The organism is Aureibaculum luteum (assembly GCF_003449015.1).
In the GTDB taxonomy this organism is placed as follows: domain Bacteria; phylum Bacteroidota; class Bacteroidia; order Flavobacteriales; family Flavobacteriaceae; genus Aureibaculum; species Aureibaculum luteum.
The window spans coordinates 874,560-894,804 of sequence record NZ_QRGD01000001.1 but is presented as its reverse complement, the minus strand read 5'-3'; the positions used below and the strand labels follow the sequence as shown (position 1 = coordinate 894,804).

General features: G+C 31.2%; 18 protein-coding genes and 1 tRNA gene. 13 read left to right on the top strand and 6 right to left on the bottom strand.

The genetic code is table 11. The annotated features are described in order from the left end of the window. The first annotated feature begins 115 nt into the window (after window positions 1–115). The 4 genes from D3P13_RS03935 to pckA all read left to right on the top strand — a co-directional run bounded on the left by D3P13_RS03935 (window position 116) and on the right by pckA (window position 7,001). Window positions 116–1,486: an OmpA family protein gene (locus D3P13_RS03935; RefSeq protein ID WP_117879974.1), complete on the top strand. Its 1,371-nt coding sequence runs from the start codon at window positions 116–118 to the stop codon at window positions 1,484–1,486. A gap of 91 nt (window positions 1,487–1,577) precedes the next feature. Then, window positions 1,578–4,310, top strand: a complete 2,733-nt coding sequence (locus D3P13_RS03930; RefSeq protein WP_117879973.1) for a PD-(D/E)XK nuclease family protein — start codon at window positions 1,578–1,580, stop codon at window positions 4,308–4,310. A gap of 9 nt (window positions 4,311–4,319) precedes the next feature. Further along, window positions 4,320–5,159: an alpha/beta hydrolase family protein gene (locus D3P13_RS03925; RefSeq protein ID WP_117879972.1), complete on the top strand. Its 840-nt coding sequence runs from the start codon at window positions 4,320–4,322 to the stop codon at window positions 5,157–5,159. A gap of 225 nt (window positions 5,160–5,384) precedes the next feature. Next, a complete protein-coding gene (gene pckA / locus D3P13_RS03920) occupies window positions 5,385–7,001 on the top strand; it encodes a phosphoenolpyruvate carboxykinase (ATP) (RefSeq protein WP_117879971.1) in 1,617 nt (538 codons plus the stop codon). A gap of 61 nt (window positions 7,002–7,062) precedes the next feature. Here pckA and D3P13_RS03915 read toward each other — a convergent pair whose 3' ends face one another. The 4 genes from D3P13_RS03915 to ahcY all read right to left on the bottom strand — a co-directional run bounded on the left by D3P13_RS03915 (window position 7,063) and on the right by ahcY (window position 10,896). Continuing rightward, a complete protein-coding gene (locus D3P13_RS03915; RefSeq protein WP_117879970.1) occupies window positions 7,063–7,776 on the bottom strand; it encodes an SDR family oxidoreductase in 714 nt (237 codons plus the stop codon). Between the two features lie 859 nt (window positions 7,777–8,635). Beyond that, window positions 8,636–8,709 (bottom strand) — tRNA-Ala (locus D3P13_RS03910). A gap of 9 nt (window positions 8,710–8,718) precedes the next feature. Continuing rightward, entirely contained in the window at window positions 8,719–9,504 is a 786-nt protein-coding gene (locus D3P13_RS03905; protein WP_117879969.1) for a universal stress protein, read from the bottom strand. 75 nt (window positions 9,505–9,579) lie between these two features. Continuing rightward, entirely contained in the window at window positions 9,580–10,896 is a 1,317-nt protein-coding gene (gene ahcY, locus D3P13_RS03900) for an adenosylhomocysteinase (RefSeq protein ID WP_117879968.1), read from the bottom strand. 64 nt (window positions 10,897–10,960) lie between these two features. On the opposite strand from ahcY, the gene D3P13_RS03895 reads away from it, so the two are divergent. From D3P13_RS03895 to D3P13_RS03855, 9 genes are all read left to right on the top strand, one after another. Then, window positions 10,961–11,602, top strand: a complete 642-nt coding sequence (locus D3P13_RS03895; RefSeq protein ID WP_117879967.1) for a 4'-phosphopantetheinyl transferase family protein — start codon at window positions 10,961–10,963, stop codon at window positions 11,600–11,602. 53 nt (window positions 11,603–11,655) lie between these two features. Then, window positions 11,656–12,393 (top strand): geranylgeranylglyceryl/heptaprenylglyceryl phosphate synthase, encoded by a 738-nt coding sequence (locus D3P13_RS03890; RefSeq protein WP_117879966.1) that lies wholly within the window; start codon window positions 11,656–11,658, stop codon window positions 12,391–12,393. Next, complete coding sequence (locus D3P13_RS03885) at window positions 12,377–12,637, top strand: YkoF family thiamine/hydroxymethylpyrimidine-binding protein (protein ID WP_117879965.1); 261 nt, start codon at window positions 12,377–12,379, stop codon at window positions 12,635–12,637. The genes D3P13_RS03890 and D3P13_RS03885 overlap by 17 nt, the downstream gene beginning before the upstream one ends. Beyond that, entirely contained in the window at window positions 12,621–13,334 is a 714-nt protein-coding gene (gene pnuC / locus D3P13_RS03880; protein ID WP_117879964.1) for a nicotinamide riboside transporter PnuC, read from the top strand. Before D3P13_RS03885 ends, pnuC begins: the two co-directional genes overlap by 17 nt. Then, window positions 13,292–13,951: an AAA family ATPase gene (locus tag D3P13_RS03875; protein WP_117879963.1), complete on the top strand. Its 660-nt coding sequence runs from the start codon at window positions 13,292–13,294 to the stop codon at window positions 13,949–13,951. Before pnuC ends, D3P13_RS03875 begins: the two co-directional genes overlap by 43 nt. A gap of 215 nt (window positions 13,952–14,166) precedes the next feature. Beyond that, window positions 14,167–14,574 (top strand): alternative ribosome rescue aminoacyl-tRNA hydrolase ArfB, encoded by a 408-nt coding sequence (gene arfB / locus D3P13_RS03870; protein WP_117879962.1) that lies wholly within the window; start codon window positions 14,167–14,169, stop codon window positions 14,572–14,574. 303 nt (window positions 14,575–14,877) lie between these two features. Then, window positions 14,878–16,443 carry a hypothetical protein gene (locus D3P13_RS03865; protein WP_117879961.1) on the top strand — a complete coding sequence of 522 codons (1,566 nt, stop codon included), beginning with the start codon at window positions 14,878–14,880 and terminating at the stop codon, window positions 16,441–16,443. Then, window positions 16,415–17,035 carry a hypothetical protein gene (locus D3P13_RS03860; RefSeq protein WP_157972824.1) on the top strand — a complete coding sequence of 207 codons (621 nt, stop codon included), beginning with the start codon at window positions 16,415–16,417 and terminating at the stop codon, window positions 17,033–17,035. The genes D3P13_RS03865 and D3P13_RS03860 overlap by 29 nt, the downstream gene beginning before the upstream one ends. 102 nt (window positions 17,036–17,137) lie before the next feature. After that, window positions 17,138–19,021: an OmpA family protein gene (locus D3P13_RS03855; RefSeq protein WP_117879959.1), complete on the top strand. Its 1,884-nt coding sequence runs from the start codon at window positions 17,138–17,140 to the stop codon at window positions 19,019–19,021. A 65-nt stretch (window positions 19,022–19,086) separates the two neighbouring features. Here the strand turns inward: D3P13_RS03855 and D3P13_RS03850 are convergent, their stop codons facing one another. After that, window positions 19,087–19,374 (bottom strand): hypothetical protein, encoded by a 288-nt coding sequence (locus D3P13_RS03850; RefSeq protein ID WP_117879958.1) that lies wholly within the window; start codon window positions 19,372–19,374, stop codon window positions 19,087–19,089. After that, window positions 19,362–20,132 (bottom strand): 5'/3'-nucleotidase SurE, encoded by a 771-nt coding sequence (gene surE / locus D3P13_RS03845; protein ID WP_117879957.1) that lies wholly within the window; start codon window positions 20,130–20,132, stop codon window positions 19,362–19,364. The genes D3P13_RS03850 and surE overlap by 13 nt, the downstream gene beginning before the upstream one ends. Window positions 20,133–20,245 lie beyond the last annotated feature (113 nt).

The window sequence follows — 20,245 nt, the reverse complement described above, 5'->3', positions numbered from 1 at the left end:
TAACGTTACGTATTCTAAATGTTAAAAAAATATTAATAAAAAATTGCAGATATAGTATAATTCGTATATTTGCACCAAATTTGAAAAACAGAAACTATAATTTAAATTAATTAAAATGAAACACTTAAGAAAAGTTTTATTCGTTGTTGCTCTTATTGCTGGTTTCAGCATGAATGCACAAGACGAAAACAATCCATGGTCTATTGACTTTGGAGCTAACGCAGTAGATTTTTATCCTACAAATTCTGGAGCAGCTGGAACTGCTGGATGGTTTGATGAGTTTGTAAACATCGATGACCATTATAATATTATTCCTTCTATCTCAAGACTTAGAGTAGGTAGATATTTAGATAACGGTTTTTCTTTAGGTTTAGCGGGTTCGTTAAATAAAATTGAAAACATAGGAGATGTATCTGCAAGTGATTTATCTTATATTGGTATAGATTTAGATATTAGATATGCATTAAATAATCTTTGGGCAGGTAAAAAATGGTTTGATCCTTATTTACATGTAGGTGGTGGTTACCAATTTGTTGGTGACAATAGTGCTGGTACAGCTAATGGTGGTGCTGGTGTTAACTTTTGGTTTAACGATTTTATTGGTATTAATGTACAAACTGGTTATAAACATTCTTTTGATGAAGATAACGTACTACCTCATTTCCAACATGCTGCTGGTATAACAATCAAGTTTGGTGGAAAAGATTCTGATAGTGATGGTGTTTATGATAAAGATGATGAGTGTCCAGAAGTATTTGGTTTAGAAGCTTTCAACGGTTGTCCTGATACTGACGGTGATGGTATAAAAGATTCTGATGATGCTTGTCCTGAAGTTGCTGGTTTAGCTGCTTTAAACGGTTGTCCTGATGCTGATGGTGACGGTGTTGCTGATAAAGATGATCAATGTCCAAATGATGCTGGTACTGCTGCAAATAACGGTTGTCCTGATGCTGATGGTGACGGTGTATATGACAAAGATGATGAGTGTGCTGATGTTGCTGGTCCTAAAGAAAATAAAGGTTGTCCTTGGCCAGATGCTGATAATGACGGTGTATTTGATAAAGATGATAACTGTGTGAATGAAGCTGGTCCTGCTTCTAACCAAGGATGTCCTGAAAAAGTAATTACTGTTGAAGCTAAAGCCAAATTAGATGAGTTTGCAAAAGCAATCTACTTTAATTCAGGTAGATCTACTTTCAGACCAGGTGTTGCTGAAAAATTAGATTTAATTGCTGATATCATGAAAGAATTTAAAGATTCTAATTTCAGCATAGACGGTTATACGGATAGTTCAGGTTCTGATAAAACAAACCAAAGATTGTCTGAAGAAAGATCAAAAGCTGTATTAAACTATATAGTAGGAAAAGGTATTCCAACTGATAGATTAGCTTCTAAAGGTTTTGGTAAAGCAAATCCAATTGCTAGTAATAAAACTAGAAAAGGTAGAGCTCAAAATAGAAGAGTTGAAATCAACTTAGCTAACTAAGCTAAAAAATATTAAATTTAAAAGCCATCCCAATTAGGGATGGCTTTTTTTATGGAACTCATTTCGTAAATTTGTTTAAAATATTCCGCTAATGCAAAGTTTTCTAGATAGAGTTGTAATTGATATACTTTCAAAAACTGAAAATAGTACAGATCTTACTTTTGTATTACCAAGTAAGAGAGCAGGAATATTTTTAAAAAATATACTGAAGTCTAAATTAAAGAAAGCAACAATACTTCCTAAAATAATAAGTATAGAAGAATTTATTGAAGAGTTATCTGGAATTAACGCAATAGATAGTACTACATTATTATTTGAGTTCTACTCCATATATAAAGTATCAACAGAAGCAGAAAAGGTTGAAAGTTTTGAAAATTTTACCAAATGGGCTCCATTACTATTACAAGATTTTAATGAAATAGACAGACACCTTGTAGATGCAAAGTATTTATTTGCGTATCTCACTGATATTAAAAGAATAGAAACCTTGTTAAAAGGTGAACAAAAAACGGATTTAATTTTAAATCAGGTTAAGTTCTATGAAAAATTTGAAAGTTATTATGATAGACTTTATTCGTACCTAGTTGAAAGTAAAATTGGATATCAAGGTTTACAATATAGAGAAGCCGCTGAGAATATTGAATGGTACATAAATAATTCTTCTGATAAACTTGTGCTTGTTGGCTTTAATGCTTTGAATAAGGCGGAAGAAAAAATATTTAAGGGTCTGCTAGATAGCGATATAGCCAGTATTTATTGGGATATAGATGCGTTTTTTATTAAAAATAACCCACAAGTTGCTACATTTATTAATAGATATAAAAGCGATTGGAACTATTTTGAGAAAAATGATTTTCAATGGACTTGCAATGAGTTTTCAAATAAAAAAAATATAAAAATAATAGGAACTCCAAAGGACATTTCACAAATAAAGTATGCAGGTGAAATTTTAAAGGAAATTGCAAATACAAGTAATAATTTTTCAGATACGGCTTTGGTTCTAGCGGAAGAATCTATGCTTGGTGCTTCATTAAATTCATTACCAAATGAGGTAAAGAGTGTTAATATTACAATGGGTTATGAGCTCAAAAATATACCACTTGGTAATCTATTTGATTATTTATTTAAACTTCAAATTCATCATAAAAATGGAGGATTCTATTATAAAGAGGTAATATCCGTTTTAAATCATCCACAGGTAAAATCTTTATTTAAAACACCCGAAATCATTGATCGTTTACTTTATAATATAGCAGCAAATAATTTTACTTATCTTTCTATATCTAGCCTATTAAAATTAGCAGACAACAATCCTGAGTATAAAGAACTGTCATTTCTATTCGAGAATTGGAAAAATGATGCCAATGTCGCGGTCGATAATTGTATTAGGTTTATTGAGCTGGCTAAGAAAAATGAAAGCCTAAATACACTGGAAAGAGAATATTTGTTCCGATTTTATACTATTTTTCAGCAATTGTTAAACCTCAATGAGAAATTTGGGCATATTACTGATATTAAAACGCTTAATGTATTTTACAATCAAATGCTTAAAACTGAAAAGTTATCCTTTCAAGGAGAACCTTTGTCAGGTTTACAAGTTATGGGTGTATTAGAAACACGTGTGCTTGATTTTAAAAATATAATTATAACCTCAGTAAATGAAGGCGTATTGCCAGGAGGGAAGTCAGATAATTCATTTATCCCATTTGATATAAAACAAGAAGTGGGGTTGCCAACCTATAAAGAAAAAGATGCCATTTTTGCGTATCACTTTTTTAGATTAATTCAAAGAGCAGAAAACATATATGCTATTTATAATACGGAAGCGGATAGTTATGGTTCTGGTGAGCAAAGCCGTTTTTTAACACAATTAGAAATATTTAAAAAAGATGAAGTTGAAAAATTAGTTGTAGCACCTGACGTGGTTAAAACTAATTTTGAATTTAAAGAAATTAAAAAGGATGAATTTGTTAATGACGAATTAAAAACTTTAGCAAATAAAGGCTTTTCAGCATCAACACTTACAAATTATATACTAAACCCACTAGAGTTTTATAATCAAAAAATATTAAGAATTAGAGAAATTGAAGAGGTAGAAGAAACAATTGCAGCAAATACCTTAGGAACAATTATCCATAAAACATTAGAAGCGTTTTACGAGCCTTACATTAATGAAATATTAACAGAGGAGCATTTAGTTCAAATGAAATCTAAAGTGTCTTCAGAGGTTCAAAAATGGTTTAATCAGGTGTATAGTAATGGAAATATTTCTACAGGTAAGAATTTGTTGGTATATAATGTGGCAAAACAATTTGTAAGTAATTTTTTAAAACAGGAATTAAACCTTGTTAAACAGGGGAATAGTCTTAAGATTTTAGCTCTAGAGAAAAAATTAGCAATGGAAATAGAAATTGACGGAATCCATTTTCCTATAAAACTGGTTGGTGAAGCAGATAGAATTGATGAACTTAACGGAACATTAAGAATAGTTGATTATAAAACTGGTAAAGTGCTGCAGAATGATTTAAATATTAAGGATTGGAATCAAATTACAAAAGATTACAAAAAGCATAGTAAAAGTTTTCAGGTACTTTTTTATGCCTTATTGTATTCAAAATCTGAAAATTTAGATATTGATAAACATCCACTGGAAAGCGGTATTATATCTTTCAAAAATTTAAAGGCAGGCTTTTTAAAAGTAAATAAATCTTTAGTAACTCAAAAAGATATTGAGCTTTTCGAAAATGAATTAAAACTCTTGCTTTTAGAAATATTTGATGTCAATATTTCTATTTTAGAAAAAGAATCACCATTTACAAATTGAAAATTACATATGAGAATTATTAGAAATCTACAATTGGTAGGTAAACACAACAAACCCATTTTAACTGATCTTTTTTACTTAGAAGATGGTAGACCAAAACCAGTTGTAATATTTGCCCATGGCTATAAAGGATTTAAAGATTGGGGATGTTGGGATTTGGTTGCAGAAAAATTGGCCCAAAATGGAATATTTTTTATTAAATTTAATTTTTCACATAATGGAGGAACGGTTGATCAAACTATTGATTTTCCAGACTTAGAAGCATTTGGACAAAATAATTTTATCAAAGAATTAGACGACTTAAAGTCAGTTATAGATTGGATTTCAGAAGAGGAAACGTATAAAAATGAAGTTGATCTGTCAAAAATTGTATTGATTGGTCATTCAAGAGCAGGAGGTATAGTAACCATAAAAGCCAGTGAAGATAATCGGGTTAGCAAATTAATAACTTGGGCCGGTGTATCTGATTATGAGTCTAGGTTTCCGAAAGGTGATATTTTAGAACTTTGGAAGGAGCATGGGGTATCATATATAGAGAATTCTAGAACCAAACAGAAAATGCCTCATTACTATCAATTTTATGAAAATTTTATCGCTAATAAAGAAAGGTTGTATATAAAATCAGCCGCTCAAAATTTAAGAATTCCGACGTTGATTATTCATGGAACTGATGATGAAACAGTTCCATTAAATGAAGCAAAAAATTTACATTCATGGAATAGAAATAATGAGCTTTTTATTATAGAAAATGCCAATCATTCTTTTGGAGGAAAACACCCCTGGGAGGAAAAGTCATTACCGGCCGATCTCTTGGAAATTGTTCAAAAATCAATATTATTTATAAATTAACTATATATTATATAATTACATAAAAATCAAACGTTTTCGTAAGAATTTAAGGCGAAAATAGCTAAATTCATATGACAAATGTCATGCTTATGAAACATTTGTTACCTTAAATTTGTTCTAGATTTAAAAAGTTAATCATTATACATTTAGATAGTAATAATTTTTTTATCTTATTAAAAATAATAGAATACTTTAAATTAGAATAATATAGAAAATTCAAGAACAATGAAAAAAGATTTAAACTTAGAAAAGTACGGGTTAAACGATGTGACTGCCCATTGGAATTTACCAACTGAAGAACTGCAAAAAATTGCTGTTGAAAAAGAAGGTGGTGTAGAAACTGAAAATGGAACCTTAGCCATAAATACAGGTAAATTTACAGGTAGATCTCCTCAAGATAGATTTTTAGTAGAAGACGATTATACTAAAGATAGAGTTTGGTGGGGTAAAGTAAACAAACCAGTTTCTCCTGAAAATTTTGACAAACTAGAAACGGAAATTGTAAAATACCTTTCTGGTAAAGAAATTTATGTAAGAGATGCAGCTGTTTGTGCTGATCCTAAATATAAAATGAATGTTAGAACTGTTACAGAATATGCATGGTCTAATATGTTTGTTTTTAACATGTTTCTACGTCTGAACGCTGAAGAATTAGAAAATTTTGATGAAGAATGGTTAGTACTTTGTGCTCCTGGTTATGAATGTCCAGATCCTAAAGCATTTGGTATCCGTCAAGCGAACTTTTCAATCTTAAACTTTACAAAAAAAGTTGCTTTAGTTGGTGGTTCTGCTTATACAGGAGAAATTAAAAAAGGTATTTTTTCTGCATTAAACATGATTTTACCTACAGATAAAAATGTATTACCAATGCATTGTTCTGCAAATGTTGGTGAGGAAGGTGATACAGCAATTTACTTTGGTTTATCAGGTACAGGTAAGACTACTTTGTCTGCAGACCCTGAACGTAAATTAATTGGTGATGATGAACATGGTTGGGCTGAAGATAACAGTATCTTTAACTTTGAAGGTGGTTGTTATGCAAAAGTAATCGACTTATCAGAAGAAAAAGAGCCAGACATTTTTAGAGCTATCAAGCCAGGTGCTTTATTAGAAAATGTAGTATTTAAAAAAGACACTAAAGAAGTTGATTTTTTAGATGGTTCAATTACACAAAATACTCGTGTAAGTTACCCTATTTATAATATTGATAACATTCAAGTACCTTCAGTTGCTCATAATCCTAAAAATATTTTCTTTTTAACAGCAGATGCTTTTGGTGTGTTGCCTCCAGTTTCTAAGTTAACTCCAGGTCAAGCTGCTTATCACTTTATTTCTGGATATACTGCTAAAGTAGCAGGTACAGAAGCAGGTGTAACTGAGCCAGTACCTTCATTCTCAGCTTGTTTTGGAGCACCATTTATGCCATTACACCCTACTGTTTATGCTGAAATGTTAAGTAAAAAAATGGAAGATGCTGGTGTTAATGTTTGGTTAATCAATACAGGATGGTCTGGTGGACCTTACGGAGTTGGTTCTCGTATTAAATTGAAATACACAAGAGCAATGATTTCTGCTATTTTAAAAGGTGAATTAGACAATGTAGAATTTCATCAACACCCAATCTTCGGATTGTTTATGCCTAAATATTGTCCAAATGTGCCAATTGAAATTTTAGATCCAATGAATACTTGGTTACAAAAAGGTGCATATATTGGAAAAGCTATAAACTTAGCACATTCATTCCATTTAAATTTCGAAAAGTTTGCAAATCAAGCTTCTGAACAAATTATGGAAGGTGGACCGTTAATCGATGAGCACCATAAATTAGGTGATCACGTTTAGAATTTTCTGTTATTTTAGTAAAAGAAGAGGGCTTATTATTAGCCCTCTTTTTCTTTGCAATTTATTTTAAATCTGGTCTAGTAGGTCTTACTTCAATTTTACTTGGTAACGTACGTGGATTCATGGTTAATAAGTCTAATACTAGTTTACCAATATCTTCTGGTTGTATTTTCCATGCGTCTTTTTCATTAGGAACATGGTCATTAAAATAAGTAGCTACAGAACCAGGCATTATTGTAGAAACTTTAATTCCGTATTGGCGTAAGTCTAGCATTGCGGCTTGCGTAAACCCAACTAAACCGAATTTAGAAGCATTATATCCTGCACCTTGAGCAAAGAAATTTGTACCTGCTAAACTAGCGAGGGTAATATAATACCCTTCTGTTTTTTTTAACGCTTCTACAGAGGCTTTTAAAGAGAAAAATGCTCCTGTAAGGTTCGTGTCTATCATAGCGTTCCAATCTGATTCTGAAAGTTGATCTACAGGTGCAAATTTACCAACACCTGCATTTGCTAACACAACATCTAGTTGTCCCCATTTTGCAATTATTTTTTCAATAGCTTCATTTTCGTTCTTTAAAATAGAAACATCAGATTCTATTGCTAAAACTTGGTCTTTATTACCTAGTTCAGCAACTGTATTTTCGGCAGTTTCTAAATTTCTACCGCTAATAGCCACTTGCATTCCAGCCTCAATTAAGCATTTTGCAACACCAAATCCGATACCCTTCGTGCCTCCTGTAATATAAACGACTTTGTTTTTTAGATTGTTCATTTGTTTATTTTTTAGTATTATAGTAAACAAAGATAATAGAGGAAAATAAACAGGCATAACAAATGATCTTAAAAAATTGTTATATCGATTGCTATTTAATTTTAGTTATTGATTTAAGTCTAGTTATTCTTATTCATAGGTTTTTTTAGAAGGTAAGCCATGGATCATGAAAATATTGTTTTCTTTTGATAGAGACTAAGGATTAACTTTGTTGATCCGAATAAGTTCCGCCACTGCAAATAAAAAACACATCACCCTAGCGGGTGTTGACTTTTTTATTTTATTCAAAATTAAAAAAGCGAGGTTTTTAAGTACTTCTTCCAGCTCTTAAAATCATAAAATGAATTTATTTGTAAATTTTAAGGATTAACTTGGTTGATCCGAATAAGTNTCCGCCACTGCAAATACAAAAACACATCACCCTAGCGGGTGTTGACTTTTTTATTTTATTCAAAATTAAAAAAGCGAGGTTTTTAAGTACTTCTTCCAGCTCTTAAAATCATAAAATGAATTTATTTGTAAATTTTAAGGATTAACTTGGTTGATCCGAATAAGTTCCGCTACTGCAAATACAAAAATACACCACCCTAACGGGTGTTGACTTTTTTATTTTATTCAAAATTAAAAAAGTGAGGTTTTTAAGTACTTCTTCCAGCTCTTAAAATCATAAAATGAATTTATTTGTAAATTTTAAGGATTAACTTGGTTGATCCGAATAAGTTCCGCTACTGCAAATACAAAAATACACCACCCTAACGGGTGTTGACTTTTTTATTTTATTCAAAATTAAAAAAAGCAAGCTTTCTTAATTTCTCATAAAATAAAAAACCACACTTTCGTGTGGTTTTTCTGCTTGATGTGGAGCATATCGGATTCGAACCGATGACCCCTACGCTGCCAGCGTAGTGCTCTAGCCAACTGAGCTAATGCCCCAAAAATCAATTATTCTGATCCTTTTAAAACTAATAAAGGAAATTCAGTTTCAAAGTCTTTTTTATACACTTTGTCGTTTGCCCAAAGTCTCTTAAAAAAACCTCGTTTACGTCTTATAACACAAATTAAATCAGGAGAAATTTTGTTTATATTTTCTTTAAGACCTCCGTAAATGGTTTCATTTATAGAGGTTGAATAATTTGTTTGTAATTTATTTAACCCTTCATCTAAATTGTCATCTTCATCAGTACTATTTGGAGTTATTACCCTTAACAATTCTAACTTACTTTTATGTAAGTTCATGATTTTTTGTAAAGGTAATAATAAATCTTCACGAGATATTACTCCTGATTTAATAGCCATTAAAATGGTATTAATTTTTTTAAATGGATAATTTCTAGGCACAAACAAAACAGGTAAATCTGTGTTTTTTATTAAATAACCTGGTATTTTTCCGATAAAAATTTTGCTATCACTGTTAGATCCTGCTACTATTAAATCAATTTTTAATTGTTTGGCTACACGTTTAATAATATCTTTTGCACTACCGCCAATAGATTTTGATATAATTTCTATTCCTTTTTTATCCACATGGGCAATAACGTTCTCCAAATCACGATCAGCTTCAGCTTCCATAAAAGCATCCATGTTTTTTAAACTACCTGCAACTTTAGTAACACCGTAGGCCTTTACTATATAAATTTTTGCCTGCGTACCTTCAACAAGGTCTATAGCATACTGCAATGTATTTAATGCCTTTTTAGGCGAGCCAACGGGAACTAATAAAGTATTCATACTCTCTGTGTTTTTGTAAAGATAATTAAAAGAATATCCTGAAACGTAAAAGGAATAGAAATTATTATAATTACATTAATATCTGTAATAGTCTGGTTTATAAGGACCTTCTACTTTTACACCAATGTATTTTGCTTGATCTTCTCTTAACGTTTCTAATTCAACACCAATTTTTTCTAAATGTAAACGAGCAACTTTTTCATCTAAGTATTTAGGTAGCATGTACACTTTGTTCTCATAGTTTTCATGGTTTTTCCACAATTCTATTTGAGCCAATGTTTGGTTTGTAAATGAATTACTCATTACAAAACTTGGGTGACCAGTAGCACAACCTAAATTAACTAAACGACCTTCAGCTAACAAAATAATATCTTTACCATCAATGGTATACTTATCAACTTGTGGCTTGATTTCAACTTTTGTATCACCATGATTAGTATTTAACCATTCAACAGCTATTTCATTATCAAAATGTCCGATATTACAAACGATCGTTTTATCTTTCATTTGTTCGAAATGCTTACCAGTTACAATATCTTTATTACCAGTAGTGGTAATGATAATATCAGCTTTACCGATAACATTTTCTAATTTTTTAACTTCAAAACCGTCCATTGCAGCTTGCAAAGCACAAATTGGATCAATTTCAGTTACTGTCACAATCGATCCTGCACCTTTAAATGAAGCAGCTGAACCTTTACCAACATCACCATAACCACAAACCACAACTCGCTTACCTGCAAGCATAATGTCCGTAGCTCTTCTAACTGCATCAACAGCACTTTCTCTACAACCGTATTTATTATCAAATTTAGATTTAGTAACAGAATCATTTACATTTATAGCAGGCATTGTAAGTGTACCTTCTTTCATTCTGTCATATAATCTGTGTACTCCTGTTGTAGTTTCTTCAGATAATCCTTTAATTCCAGCAACTAGTTCTGGATGGTCATCTAATACCATATTGGTTAAATCACCTCCATCATCTAAAATCATATTTAATGGTTTTTTATCTTCACCAAAAAACAAGGTTTGCTCAATACACCAGTTAAATTCTTCTTCACTTAAGCCTTTCCAAGCATAAACTTGTACACCAGTTGCAGCAATTGCAGCCGCAGCTTGATCTTGAGTAGAAAATATATTACAAGAACTCCATGTAACTTCTGCACCTAAGGCAATTAAGGTTTCAATAAGTACAGCAGTTTGAATAGTCATATGTAAACAACCTGCAATTCGTGCACCTTTTAAGGGTTGTTCGTCTTTGTACTCTTCACGAAGACTCATTAATCCCGGCATTTCTGCTTCTGCCAATTCAATTTCTTTTCTTCCCCATTCAGCTAAAGAAATATCCTTAACTTTGTAGGGTGTGTATGTTGCTGTCTCAGAACTCATATTAATGTGATTTTTTATTATTAAAATTTCGGACTGCAAAGTTACAAAATAACTTGATAAATCTATGCCCCTTTATAAAACTCTAAAAGTTAATCAAACCACCAAAGTATTAATTTGGAAAATTGAAGAGTCAATTGAGACTTTAAATAAGGATATTACCCTCACAGAAAAATGTCAAAATCGTGTTGACAGAATGAAATCTGAATTGCATAAAAGAGGTTTTATGAGTATTCGACATTTATTAGCAGAAGTTGGTTATGTTGATGCCGATTTGTATTACGATGAATTTGGAAAACCACATCTAAAAGACGGTAACTTTATTTCAATTACACATTCATTTATTTTTACAGGAATTATTCTGAGTACAACTAAACATGTTGGTATTGATATTGAAAAACAACGTGATAAAATTTTGCGTATTTCTCATAAATTTACAACTCCAGAGGATTATTACCACATACCAAACGAATATGAATTAGTAAGAAAACTTACCATTGTATGGGGAGCAAAGGAAGCTCTTTATAAAATTTATGAGCAAGAAGGGCTCAGCTTTTTACAACATATTTATGTGGATGATTTTTCTTTTGAAGACACAGAAACAACAGCAACAATTACCTATAAAAACAAGAAAAGCACTTACCAAATACATTTTTTAGAGTTTGAAGGTTTCATGTGCACCTATGCACTTGACGAAGTAATCAATTAAACGAAGGTTATAGCTAAATTTCTATCCGTATATTTGAATTTTTATAAAATCTCTTGAACATATACCAACATATAACTGATTCCGTACAACAAGGCAAAAAGCTGTTGGCTATTTTATTAGACCCTGATAAAATAATATTAGAGACACAATATATTACTTCAATAACAGAGAAAATTAACAAAAAAGCTGATTTTATATTTGTAGGAGGAAGTACTGTAAATCAAGGGGCAACTGAAAAATTAGTAAAAATTTTAAAAAAAACCACACAATTACCAATTATCCTTTTCCCTGGAGATTTTACACAAATTAGTAACCTAGCAGATGCCATTTTGTTTTTGTCGCTGCTGTCAGGTGATAATCCTGAGTATTTAATTCATCAACAAATTAAATCTATTCCGAAACTTAAAAATTCATCATTGGAGGTTATATCCACAGGGTATATTTTAATTGATGGAGGTGTTGAAACTTCTGTTCAAAAGGTGAGTAATACAAAACCAATACCGCAAAAAGACGTTGAACTCATCGTAAACACAGCGTTAGCCGGAGAATATGCTGGTAAACGTTTAATTTATTTGGAAGCCGGTTCTGGAGCAAAAATAGTTGTAAATCACGATATCATTAAAAAAGTAAAGACAGCATTAGATATTCCACTAATTGTTGGTGGCGGAATTAGAACCGAAGAGCAATTAAAAAAGGCCTATGATGCCGGAGCTGACCTCGTCGTTATTGGTACTGCTTTTGAACAAGACATTCATTTTCTTAACAAAATAAACAATGAAAATATCAGTTGAATTAACTTTTAGTCCATTACAAGACAATTATGAGGCCGCTATCATAGAATTTATAAAAGCTTTAAGAAATAGTGGACTTACAGTGTTGGAAAATCCATTAAGCACTCAAGTGTATGGTGATTATGATCAGGTTTTTAATATTCTTCAAGACGAGATTAAAAAAGCATTCAATTCAATTGAAATTGGATTGATGTATATGAAAATAGTTAAAACAGATAGAAGTACTTATGAATCAAATTATTGATTTTTTCTTAGAGCCTTATCGTACGGCAACAACATTAGATATTGTTCTTGAATTTACAGCAATGTTATTTGGAGTTGTAGGTGTGTGGTATGGAAAAATGGAAAATATTTTAGTCTACCCCTTAGGGATTATAAGTACCTGTATTTACGTATATATTTGTTATAAGTATGTGCTTTATGGCGATTTTATCATTAATATTTACTACACTATCATGAGTGTTTTTGGATGGTACATGTGGAGTAAAGTAATTGATGAAAAGGAAAATCATATTCCGATAACACGAACGAATACATCAGATAAATTAAAGGCTTTTGGTATTTTTATTTTTACCTCACTATTTGTAATCTTAGTCTATCGTTATTATAATGTAATGCCCAATAATTTAGGATTTACAGATAGTGTTAATTATGCTTTTACCAATATGACTTCTGGTAGTTTAGATGATTTTAGAAAAATAACACCTTTTTTAGATACCTTTACAACTGGGATATTTTTTGCGGCCATGTGGTTAATGGCTCTAAAAAAAATAGAACATTGGATATTGTGGATTATGGGTAATATCGTTGCCATTCCGCTGTATTTTGTTAAAGGACTTGGGTTTACCGGAATTCAATTTATAATATTATTAGTAATTGCTTATTTAGGATATAAACAATGGAAGAAAAGCTTAGACAATCAAAAGATGCAAATGTTGTAAAAGTAGTTTTGTTTGGTCCAGAATCTACAGGTAAAACAACACTTTCAGAGCAATTGGCACGCCATTATAACACCGTTTGGGTTGCTGAATATGCACGTGAATACCTACAAGACAAATGGAATAATTACCGAAAAACTTGTGAAAATTCTGATTTAATACCCATTGCAGAGGGGCAGATGAAGCTTGAAAATAAATTGGCTAAAAAAGCAGATAATGTTTTGATTTGCGATACCGATCTGCTCGAAACAAAAGTATATTCAGAAGAATATTATGGTGGCTTTGTAAATCCGTTATTAGATGAAGCTGCAGTTGAAAATACGTATGATTTATACTTGTTAACTTATATTGACACGCCATGGGAAGCAGATGATTTACGTGATAAACCAGAATTGCGAAAAGAAATGTTTGATGCTTTTGAGAGTGCATTGAAAAAATACAACAGACCCTATATTTTGCTAAAAGGAGATAAAAAAACGCGTTTGAAATTAGCTACGCAAGCCATAGATAAAATTCTAGCAGAACGAACCAATCTAGATAGTTTTTCAAAAAATCTAGAAGATATAGATATGCACTTTTTGCATCAGAACACTGATATGGGTAATAATTATGATTTTTAAACTATTGTCAGTTCGAGTGCTTTTTTCTGAAGTGTAACGAAAGAAAAAAGTGTATCGAGATCATTGGGGAAATGAAAACTTCTCGATACATCCTGAGGCTTCGGGACTCGTACCTCGAAAATTCACTCGAAGTGACACCTTAGTTAATTTGTTAATAAGACAGACCTAGTCGTTTTTAATTTTATTAGAGGTCTTCAATCAGATAATAAAAAAGCATGAATACCGAAAATTTAATAAAAGAACTTTCCTTTAAAGCTATCAGAAGTGGTGGTGCTGGTGGCCAACATGTCAATAAAGTGTCATCAAAAATTGAATTGACATTTGACTTAGAAAATTCTAGCGAGCTTACTGATGAACAAAAGCAACTCCTTTTAAATAAAATAGCCAATAGGCTTACCAAAGAGAATGTACTAATTCTTTTTTGTGATGAAAGCCGCAGTCAACATAAAAATAAGGAAATTGCTATTAAGCGATTTTTAGAAGTCATTAAAAACGGACTTAAAAAGGTAAAACCCAGAAAAGCAACAAAACCCTCAAAATCGGCTATTAGAAAACGTTTAAAATCTAAAAAGAAACTTTCTCAAAAGAAAACAAATAGACAGAAGCCTGATTTGGAGCTGTAAGTGTTTTGGCAAGGAATGTCCTCTTGAGGGGACTTAGGGGAGTTAAATAATCTTAAAACATAAAAGAGCCACAATTTATTGCGGTCTAAACCGTAAAATTTTGCGGTTTTTTTTATGAAATTTTGCGGTTTTCCGTAAGTAAAAAGTAAAATATTATTTTTAGTTTAGGACAGCTAAAATGGAAGGAGTAGGAGTTTCTTTTGTATTCAGTGCTATTTTCTTTCCGTTTTTTACTAACTTTAAACCTTACCGAATATAAAAAAAGCCATAAAATTATTTACGTTTTTAACATTATTTGTTTTTTTGACGAATTGTGAGAAAGAAGAAGTCTCAATTCCAAAGTTAAATGATTTAGAAAAAATTAAAATTGAAGATTATAAATTTGATGAGTTAAATGAGTCGGTGATTTTTAAAAAGGTTTTTAAAATAGATAATAAAAAATCATCATCAGGTGTGACAACCAAATCTAAAATGGAAGTAAAATATGATTTTTCCGTAAGTTCATCAAAAATTAGAGAAATAAAATATGGCAAATATACTACCTATACAATACCCATAAAAAGAGACTACCCTACGCCTGACTATTTCGAAAATCTAGTAATAACAAAAAAGACAACCGACAGTATTAAAACTTATATTATTAAATATGTGCCTGATGTTGAGGTAAATATATTTAAAGATCATAATTCTATCTCCTTTGAAGGTAAACGTTATATAAAAGAAATTAAGTACGATGTTTCTTCTATTATTAACTTAAAGCAGCTTAACGTTGTTGATTGCACTTTTAATTATCAGGAGGTATGGTGTAATCATCTCGATGATCATGTGGCAGGTCCTGCTTGTCATATACCAGGTGATGGTAGAATATATATTAAAAGCAGCGACATGGAATGCACTGAAACTAGTGTTGGTGGAAACGACACCGGCTTTGTGCCTGATGGAAATAGTAATAGCGGTGGTGTAACTGTAGGCGATGATGAAGTTGTTATAACAGCTCCAACTGTCTCTGAAGATGACACAGCAGCAGATGCAGTTGAAAACATATTAACTGGGTTAACCACGGCTCAAATAAATTGGCTACATTCAAAACAATCAATTTCTCAAAGTATGTTAGATTATTTGAGTGCAAATGCGAGTAATTATATAGTGAGTGAGGAAGCTAAAAATTTTGCCAATGCTGCTATTGATGCTTTAATGAATGAAGGAGAAGTTGATTTTGAAAATGAAATAATTAAGGATAAATCTTTTATTGGAACACCTGCTGATTGTGTTTTAAAAGCCCTTATAAGTTCTGGAAATAATTTGTTTAAGAAAACTTCTGAAGCATTTACTGAGAATAAAAGTGAGTACAGAATAAGATTTACTGCTAAAAACATTCCAAAAGATAATGCACCTGCAAGAACAGGATTCCCTGGGCCAGACGGGATAATTGACATTGTATTTAATTTGGCAGAAATTAATGATACATCACTTTATTTAGCTAGTTTTATTCTACATGAAACTATACATGCAGAATTGCATAGAATCAAACTTACGAATAATGCCGGGCCAAACCCATTACCTAAAGAACGTTACACTTGGCTGCTTCAACTGTGGGATCTTTTCGAAAAAACCCCTATTGATATTGGTAGAACAGCAACTTCTGCCGAACATCATCTTATGGCAAAATTCTATGTAAATCCAATTGCTTCTGGACTAAGAGAATTTGACGAAAACACACATCCGTTAGACAATTATAAATATTGGGCATGGACTGGACTACACGATTACGGTGTGTTGATGGATTATTTTACTCCAGAAGAAGATTTAAGGTTCGCTAATTTATCTAAAATAGTTAAAAATGATACACATACAAACCCTTGTGACTAAGAGAATAATAATTTTTGTTCTTATTTTATCTTCTATGAGCTGTTCAAATGGAAAAGAACAAAATTCTTTATTTAAGGATACCTATATGGAAATTTTAACAGGTTCAATAGTTGATTTTAGATATATGAAACCTCCAACTTTTGAAGAATCTCAAAAAGGCATTAAAATCCAGTTTCCAATTAAGCGTCCTGACACGTTGAGTCCTTTAAAGTTATATGTTCAAAAAGACCATATAAATATTGATTTTTCTGAGTTTGAGAATAGACTACCAGAAGATTTTAAATTTAATTCCGACTCTATGAGTGAAATTGTAGATTATTTGCCGTACGATGTAAATACTTATTCAAACAAAGAATATGAACTTATATCATTCAAGGATTTGGACAAAACTTTTGAAAAACAGAAAAACCAATTTGATTCGGGAGGTATTTTACAGTTTAGTAAGGTTTTATTTAATAGAGAAAAAAATAAAGCAATCTTATTTTTTAGAGATACTCGTAATGAATTAAACTCAACTGAAAGTTTGATTTTATTTAAAAAGATTAATGGGAAGTGGGTAATATTCAAAAGTATTGGGATTTCACTTTCTTAAATTTAAATAAGTTGGAATTTAATTAAAAACCAAACTATTCTGAATAGTTTGGTTTTTTTCTTAACTTTACAATTACCTACTCAGTAAAACGCTAAACAATCCATGAAAAAACATTTCTTAAACCTAACCCTTTTATCTCTTTTCTGTACAACAGTTTTTAGTCAAAACACATACGACATTGTTTTTCCACAAGCTGACAGAGACCAAAAATGCCAATATTATAATCAGCTTTTTAATCAAAAGCCTAAAGAAGTTGGTTTTTCAGTACAACAAGAAAAAAACAACCTCTATTTTCAAATTAACGACAAAAAGTTTTTTCTTCAACTTTTTAAAAAAGTGGGCGATGGTATTGCCATAGATGTAGTACCCAAAAGCCTTTATGATTGTACTGAAGCAACTACGGTAGATACTCAAATTAAAGGGATGCTATTGAAGCCTGTCTATATGCAAAAACTAAAACAGGGATTAAAACCGTTTGGAAAAGGAACATTTAGAGTATTGGTGGGTACCTTGCCGGAGGCTCTGGTATCTGAAGAATTAGAGTTTAATATCCTTTTTTTAAACAATAAAAATTTATGTAGATACCAACGTGTTTATGAAATTGAACGATACCCTTGGGATTTATTGGACATGGGCATGTATTTAGATTCGTTAACCTATCAAACTAAAAGAATAAAACCTACTAACGAAGAAAAATTTGTAGTAAAATATAAGAGCTTCAAGTTTGAAATTCCTTTTGAAAAAAATAAAGCTACCTATTCAAAAGAAGATATAAAACCTATGTATGATTCTTTGCGATTGACAGAATTTAATATTAAAACAATAAATATAAGAGCGTACTCATCAGTAGAAGGAAGTTTAGAAAGGAATATAGAATTACAAGAACAACGGGCTAAAAGTATTGCAGATGCCTTACAAACTTTTCAAGAACCTACCATAACAACTGAGGTTAACTCGTCTGAAAATTGGGTAGATTTTTTAAATGATATTTCTGATACAAAACATGCGAATTTAAAAACCTTAAGTAAGGTTGCTATAAAAAGTAAATTGGTGGGCAATCTTGCTCAGGAATTAGAGCCGTATTTAAAAAATCACAGGAAAGCAGTTATAACATTGGAGTTGGAAAAGAAAGACTTATATAAAGATAAGTCAACAGAAGAGCTAATATCCTTGTTTAATAAAGTTTTAGCAGCTAATGATGTTGAAATAGCCAATGACATTCAAAATTCAATATTTGAGAAATTAAAGGAAAGTCAATCTTCGCCTGATATTCTTAATAAAATGAATGTGCCTCAGCAAAAAAAATATGTCCGCTTTATAAATAAAAATAGTGTGAACAAGTTTTTGTTAAATCAAAGTTATGTCTTAATTGCCTATAACGAATTGTTAAAACTTGAAAAGTTGGTTCCAAAAGATAAGGAAGTCAAATATAATCTTGCAGCGTTGAAAATGGTTATGTTCCGTTATAACGCCCAACCTGTTGATGAAGAAAAATTTAAAAAAGAAATTTACCAACTAAAAAGCTATGGTATTAAACAAATTTTAATTGACAGAATGATGGTCAATTTTCATATCATTAAAAGTGAGCAATTCATGCAAAAAAGAGATTATACGAATAAAGATAAATCAGTTGCCTATATTGAGAAAAATTATAAGAAGTTTCCACTTTCAAATTATGATTACTTGAGTCTTGCCCAGTTTTTAACTTATTATTCAAATCATGATAAAGCGGTTGATTTGTTAGATGAAAAAGTGAGAAGTGTTACCGTTGATGAAGATTTGTTATTTTATTATTTAAACTTAACGTTGATAAAACCAGAACTAACAGCATCATCTAATTATCGAACTATCATGTTAAACGCCATAAATATGAATCAAAAAAGATTTTGTAAAATATTTAATTCTATTAATGATGGTGGAGTAACATTTCAACTTTTAGAAGATGAATATTTGAGAAAAACCTATTGCGAAAATTGTAATGAATAGAAGACAAAAGCATAGTAAAACTTTGTCAGTTCGAGTGCCACGCTTTTTGCGTGGTGTATCGAGAACTAAACAAACTGAGCTGCCAATATTAGTAATGCTACCATTAACGTTGCAATTAATACACCTCTAGCTCTATAATCTTGCCGTTTTTTTATAAATATAAAAAAGGCAATAAGATTTGGTATAGCTGCAATACTCAGTACTTGTCCATAAAGACTATTTTCTTTTAATACAGCAAGTGATTCTTCAAATGTGCCTTCTAGGGCATATTCTACATATAAATAAAAGCCTCCAGCTGTAGCGGCCAAACCAATTAAGATTCCAATAAATATTTCTTTTTTTACAGATCCCATGTGTTCAAATTTTTGATATAATGATGTGCTGTCATGTCAAACTGAACAGGCACCATAGAAACATAACCATTTTCTAATGCCCACATATCAGTATCTTCTCCTTTATCTAGGTTTACAAATTTTCCGGCTAACCAATAGTAATCTTCCCCTTGAGGGCTAACACGCTTATCGAAAACTTCTTCCCAATTTCCGTGTGCTTGTCTGCATACTTTGATTCCTTTAATTTCATCTTTTTTTAAATCAGGTATGTTTACATTAAGCACAACACCTTCTGGTAAACCATTTTTCAAGATATTTTTTACAATTGTTTTGACATAGGTTCTACATGCGTCAAAATCAGCATCCCAATTATAATCCATTAAAGAGAACCCAACAGCCGGAATACCTTCTATACCCGCTTCTACTGCAGCACTCATGGTACCAGAGTAAATTACATTTAAAGAAGCGTTAGAGCCGTGGTTAATTCCAGAAACACAGATGTCAGGCTTTTTATTCAATATTTCATTGACTGCCATTTTAACACAGTCGGCAGGTGTACCAGAACAACTGTACTCTAATTGTGGTCCGTCATCAATAGTAATAGGGTTACATCTTAAGGTAGTGTTTACTGTGATAGCATGCCCCATACCACTTTGTGGGTTATTAGGTGCCACAACAACTACATCGCCAATTTCGTTCATTACAGAAATTAAGGTTCTTATACCTGGTGCTGTAATACCGTCATCATTACAAATTAAAATTAAAGGTCTTTCACTCATAAATATGTATTATTCTCTTTTTTACAAAACTACCATTTTTTTATTATGGACGGGGTTAAATATTTTGCATTAAAGTAAAAGTTATTCATTTTTCGCTCAATTGATTACTATTA

Coding starts and splice junctions, on each gene's coding strand:
- D3P13_RS03915 (WP_117879970.1), bottom strand. CDS start 7,776: ATGAACAATCTAAAAAACAAAGTCGTTTATATTACAGGAGGCACGAAG.
- pckA (WP_117879971.1), top strand. CDS start 5,385: ATGAAAAAAGATTTAAACTTAGAAAAGTACGGGTTAAACGATGTGACT.
- D3P13_RS03850 (WP_117879958.1), bottom strand. CDS start 19,374: ATGGGATCTGTAAAAAAAGAAATATTTATTGGAATCTTAATTGGTTTG.
- D3P13_RS03855 (WP_117879959.1), top strand. CDS start 17,138: ATGAAAAAACATTTCTTAAACCTAACCCTTTTATCTCTTTTCTGTACA.
- D3P13_RS03885 (WP_117879965.1), top strand. CDS start 12,377: ATGAAAATATCAGTTGAATTAACTTTTAGTCCATTACAAGACAATTAT.
- arfB (WP_117879962.1), top strand. CDS start 14,167: ATGAATACCGAAAATTTAATAAAAGAACTTTCCTTTAAAGCTATCAGA.
- pnuC (WP_117879964.1), top strand. CDS start 12,621: ATGAATCAAATTATTGATTTTTTCTTAGAGCCTTATCGTACGGCAACA.
- D3P13_RS03930 (WP_117879973.1), top strand. CDS start 1,578: ATGCAAAGTTTTCTAGATAGAGTTGTAATTGATATACTTTCAAAAACT.
- D3P13_RS03935 (WP_117879974.1), top strand. CDS start 116: ATGAAACACTTAAGAAAAGTTTTATTCGTTGTTGCTCTTATTGCTGGT.
- ahcY (WP_117879968.1), bottom strand. CDS start 10,896: ATGAGTTCTGAGACAGCAACATACACACCCTACAAAGTTAAGGATATT.
- D3P13_RS03875 (WP_117879963.1), top strand. CDS start 13,292: ATGGAAGAAAAGCTTAGACAATCAAAAGATGCAAATGTTGTAAAAGTA.
- D3P13_RS03925 (WP_117879972.1), top strand. CDS start 4,320: ATGAGAATTATTAGAAATCTACAATTGGTAGGTAAACACAACAAACCC.
- D3P13_RS03905 (WP_117879969.1), bottom strand. CDS start 9,504: ATGAATACTTTATTAGTTCCCGTTGGCTCGCCTAAAAAGGCATTAAAT.
- D3P13_RS03895 (WP_117879967.1), top strand. CDS start 10,961: ATGCCCCTTTATAAAACTCTAAAAGTTAATCAAACCACCAAAGTATTA.
- surE (WP_117879957.1), bottom strand. CDS start 20,132: ATGAGTGAAAGACCTTTAATTTTAATTTGTAATGATGACGGTATTACA.
- D3P13_RS03860 (WP_157972824.1), top strand. CDS start 16,415: ATGATACACATACAAACCCTTGTGACTAAGAGAATAATAATTTTTGTT.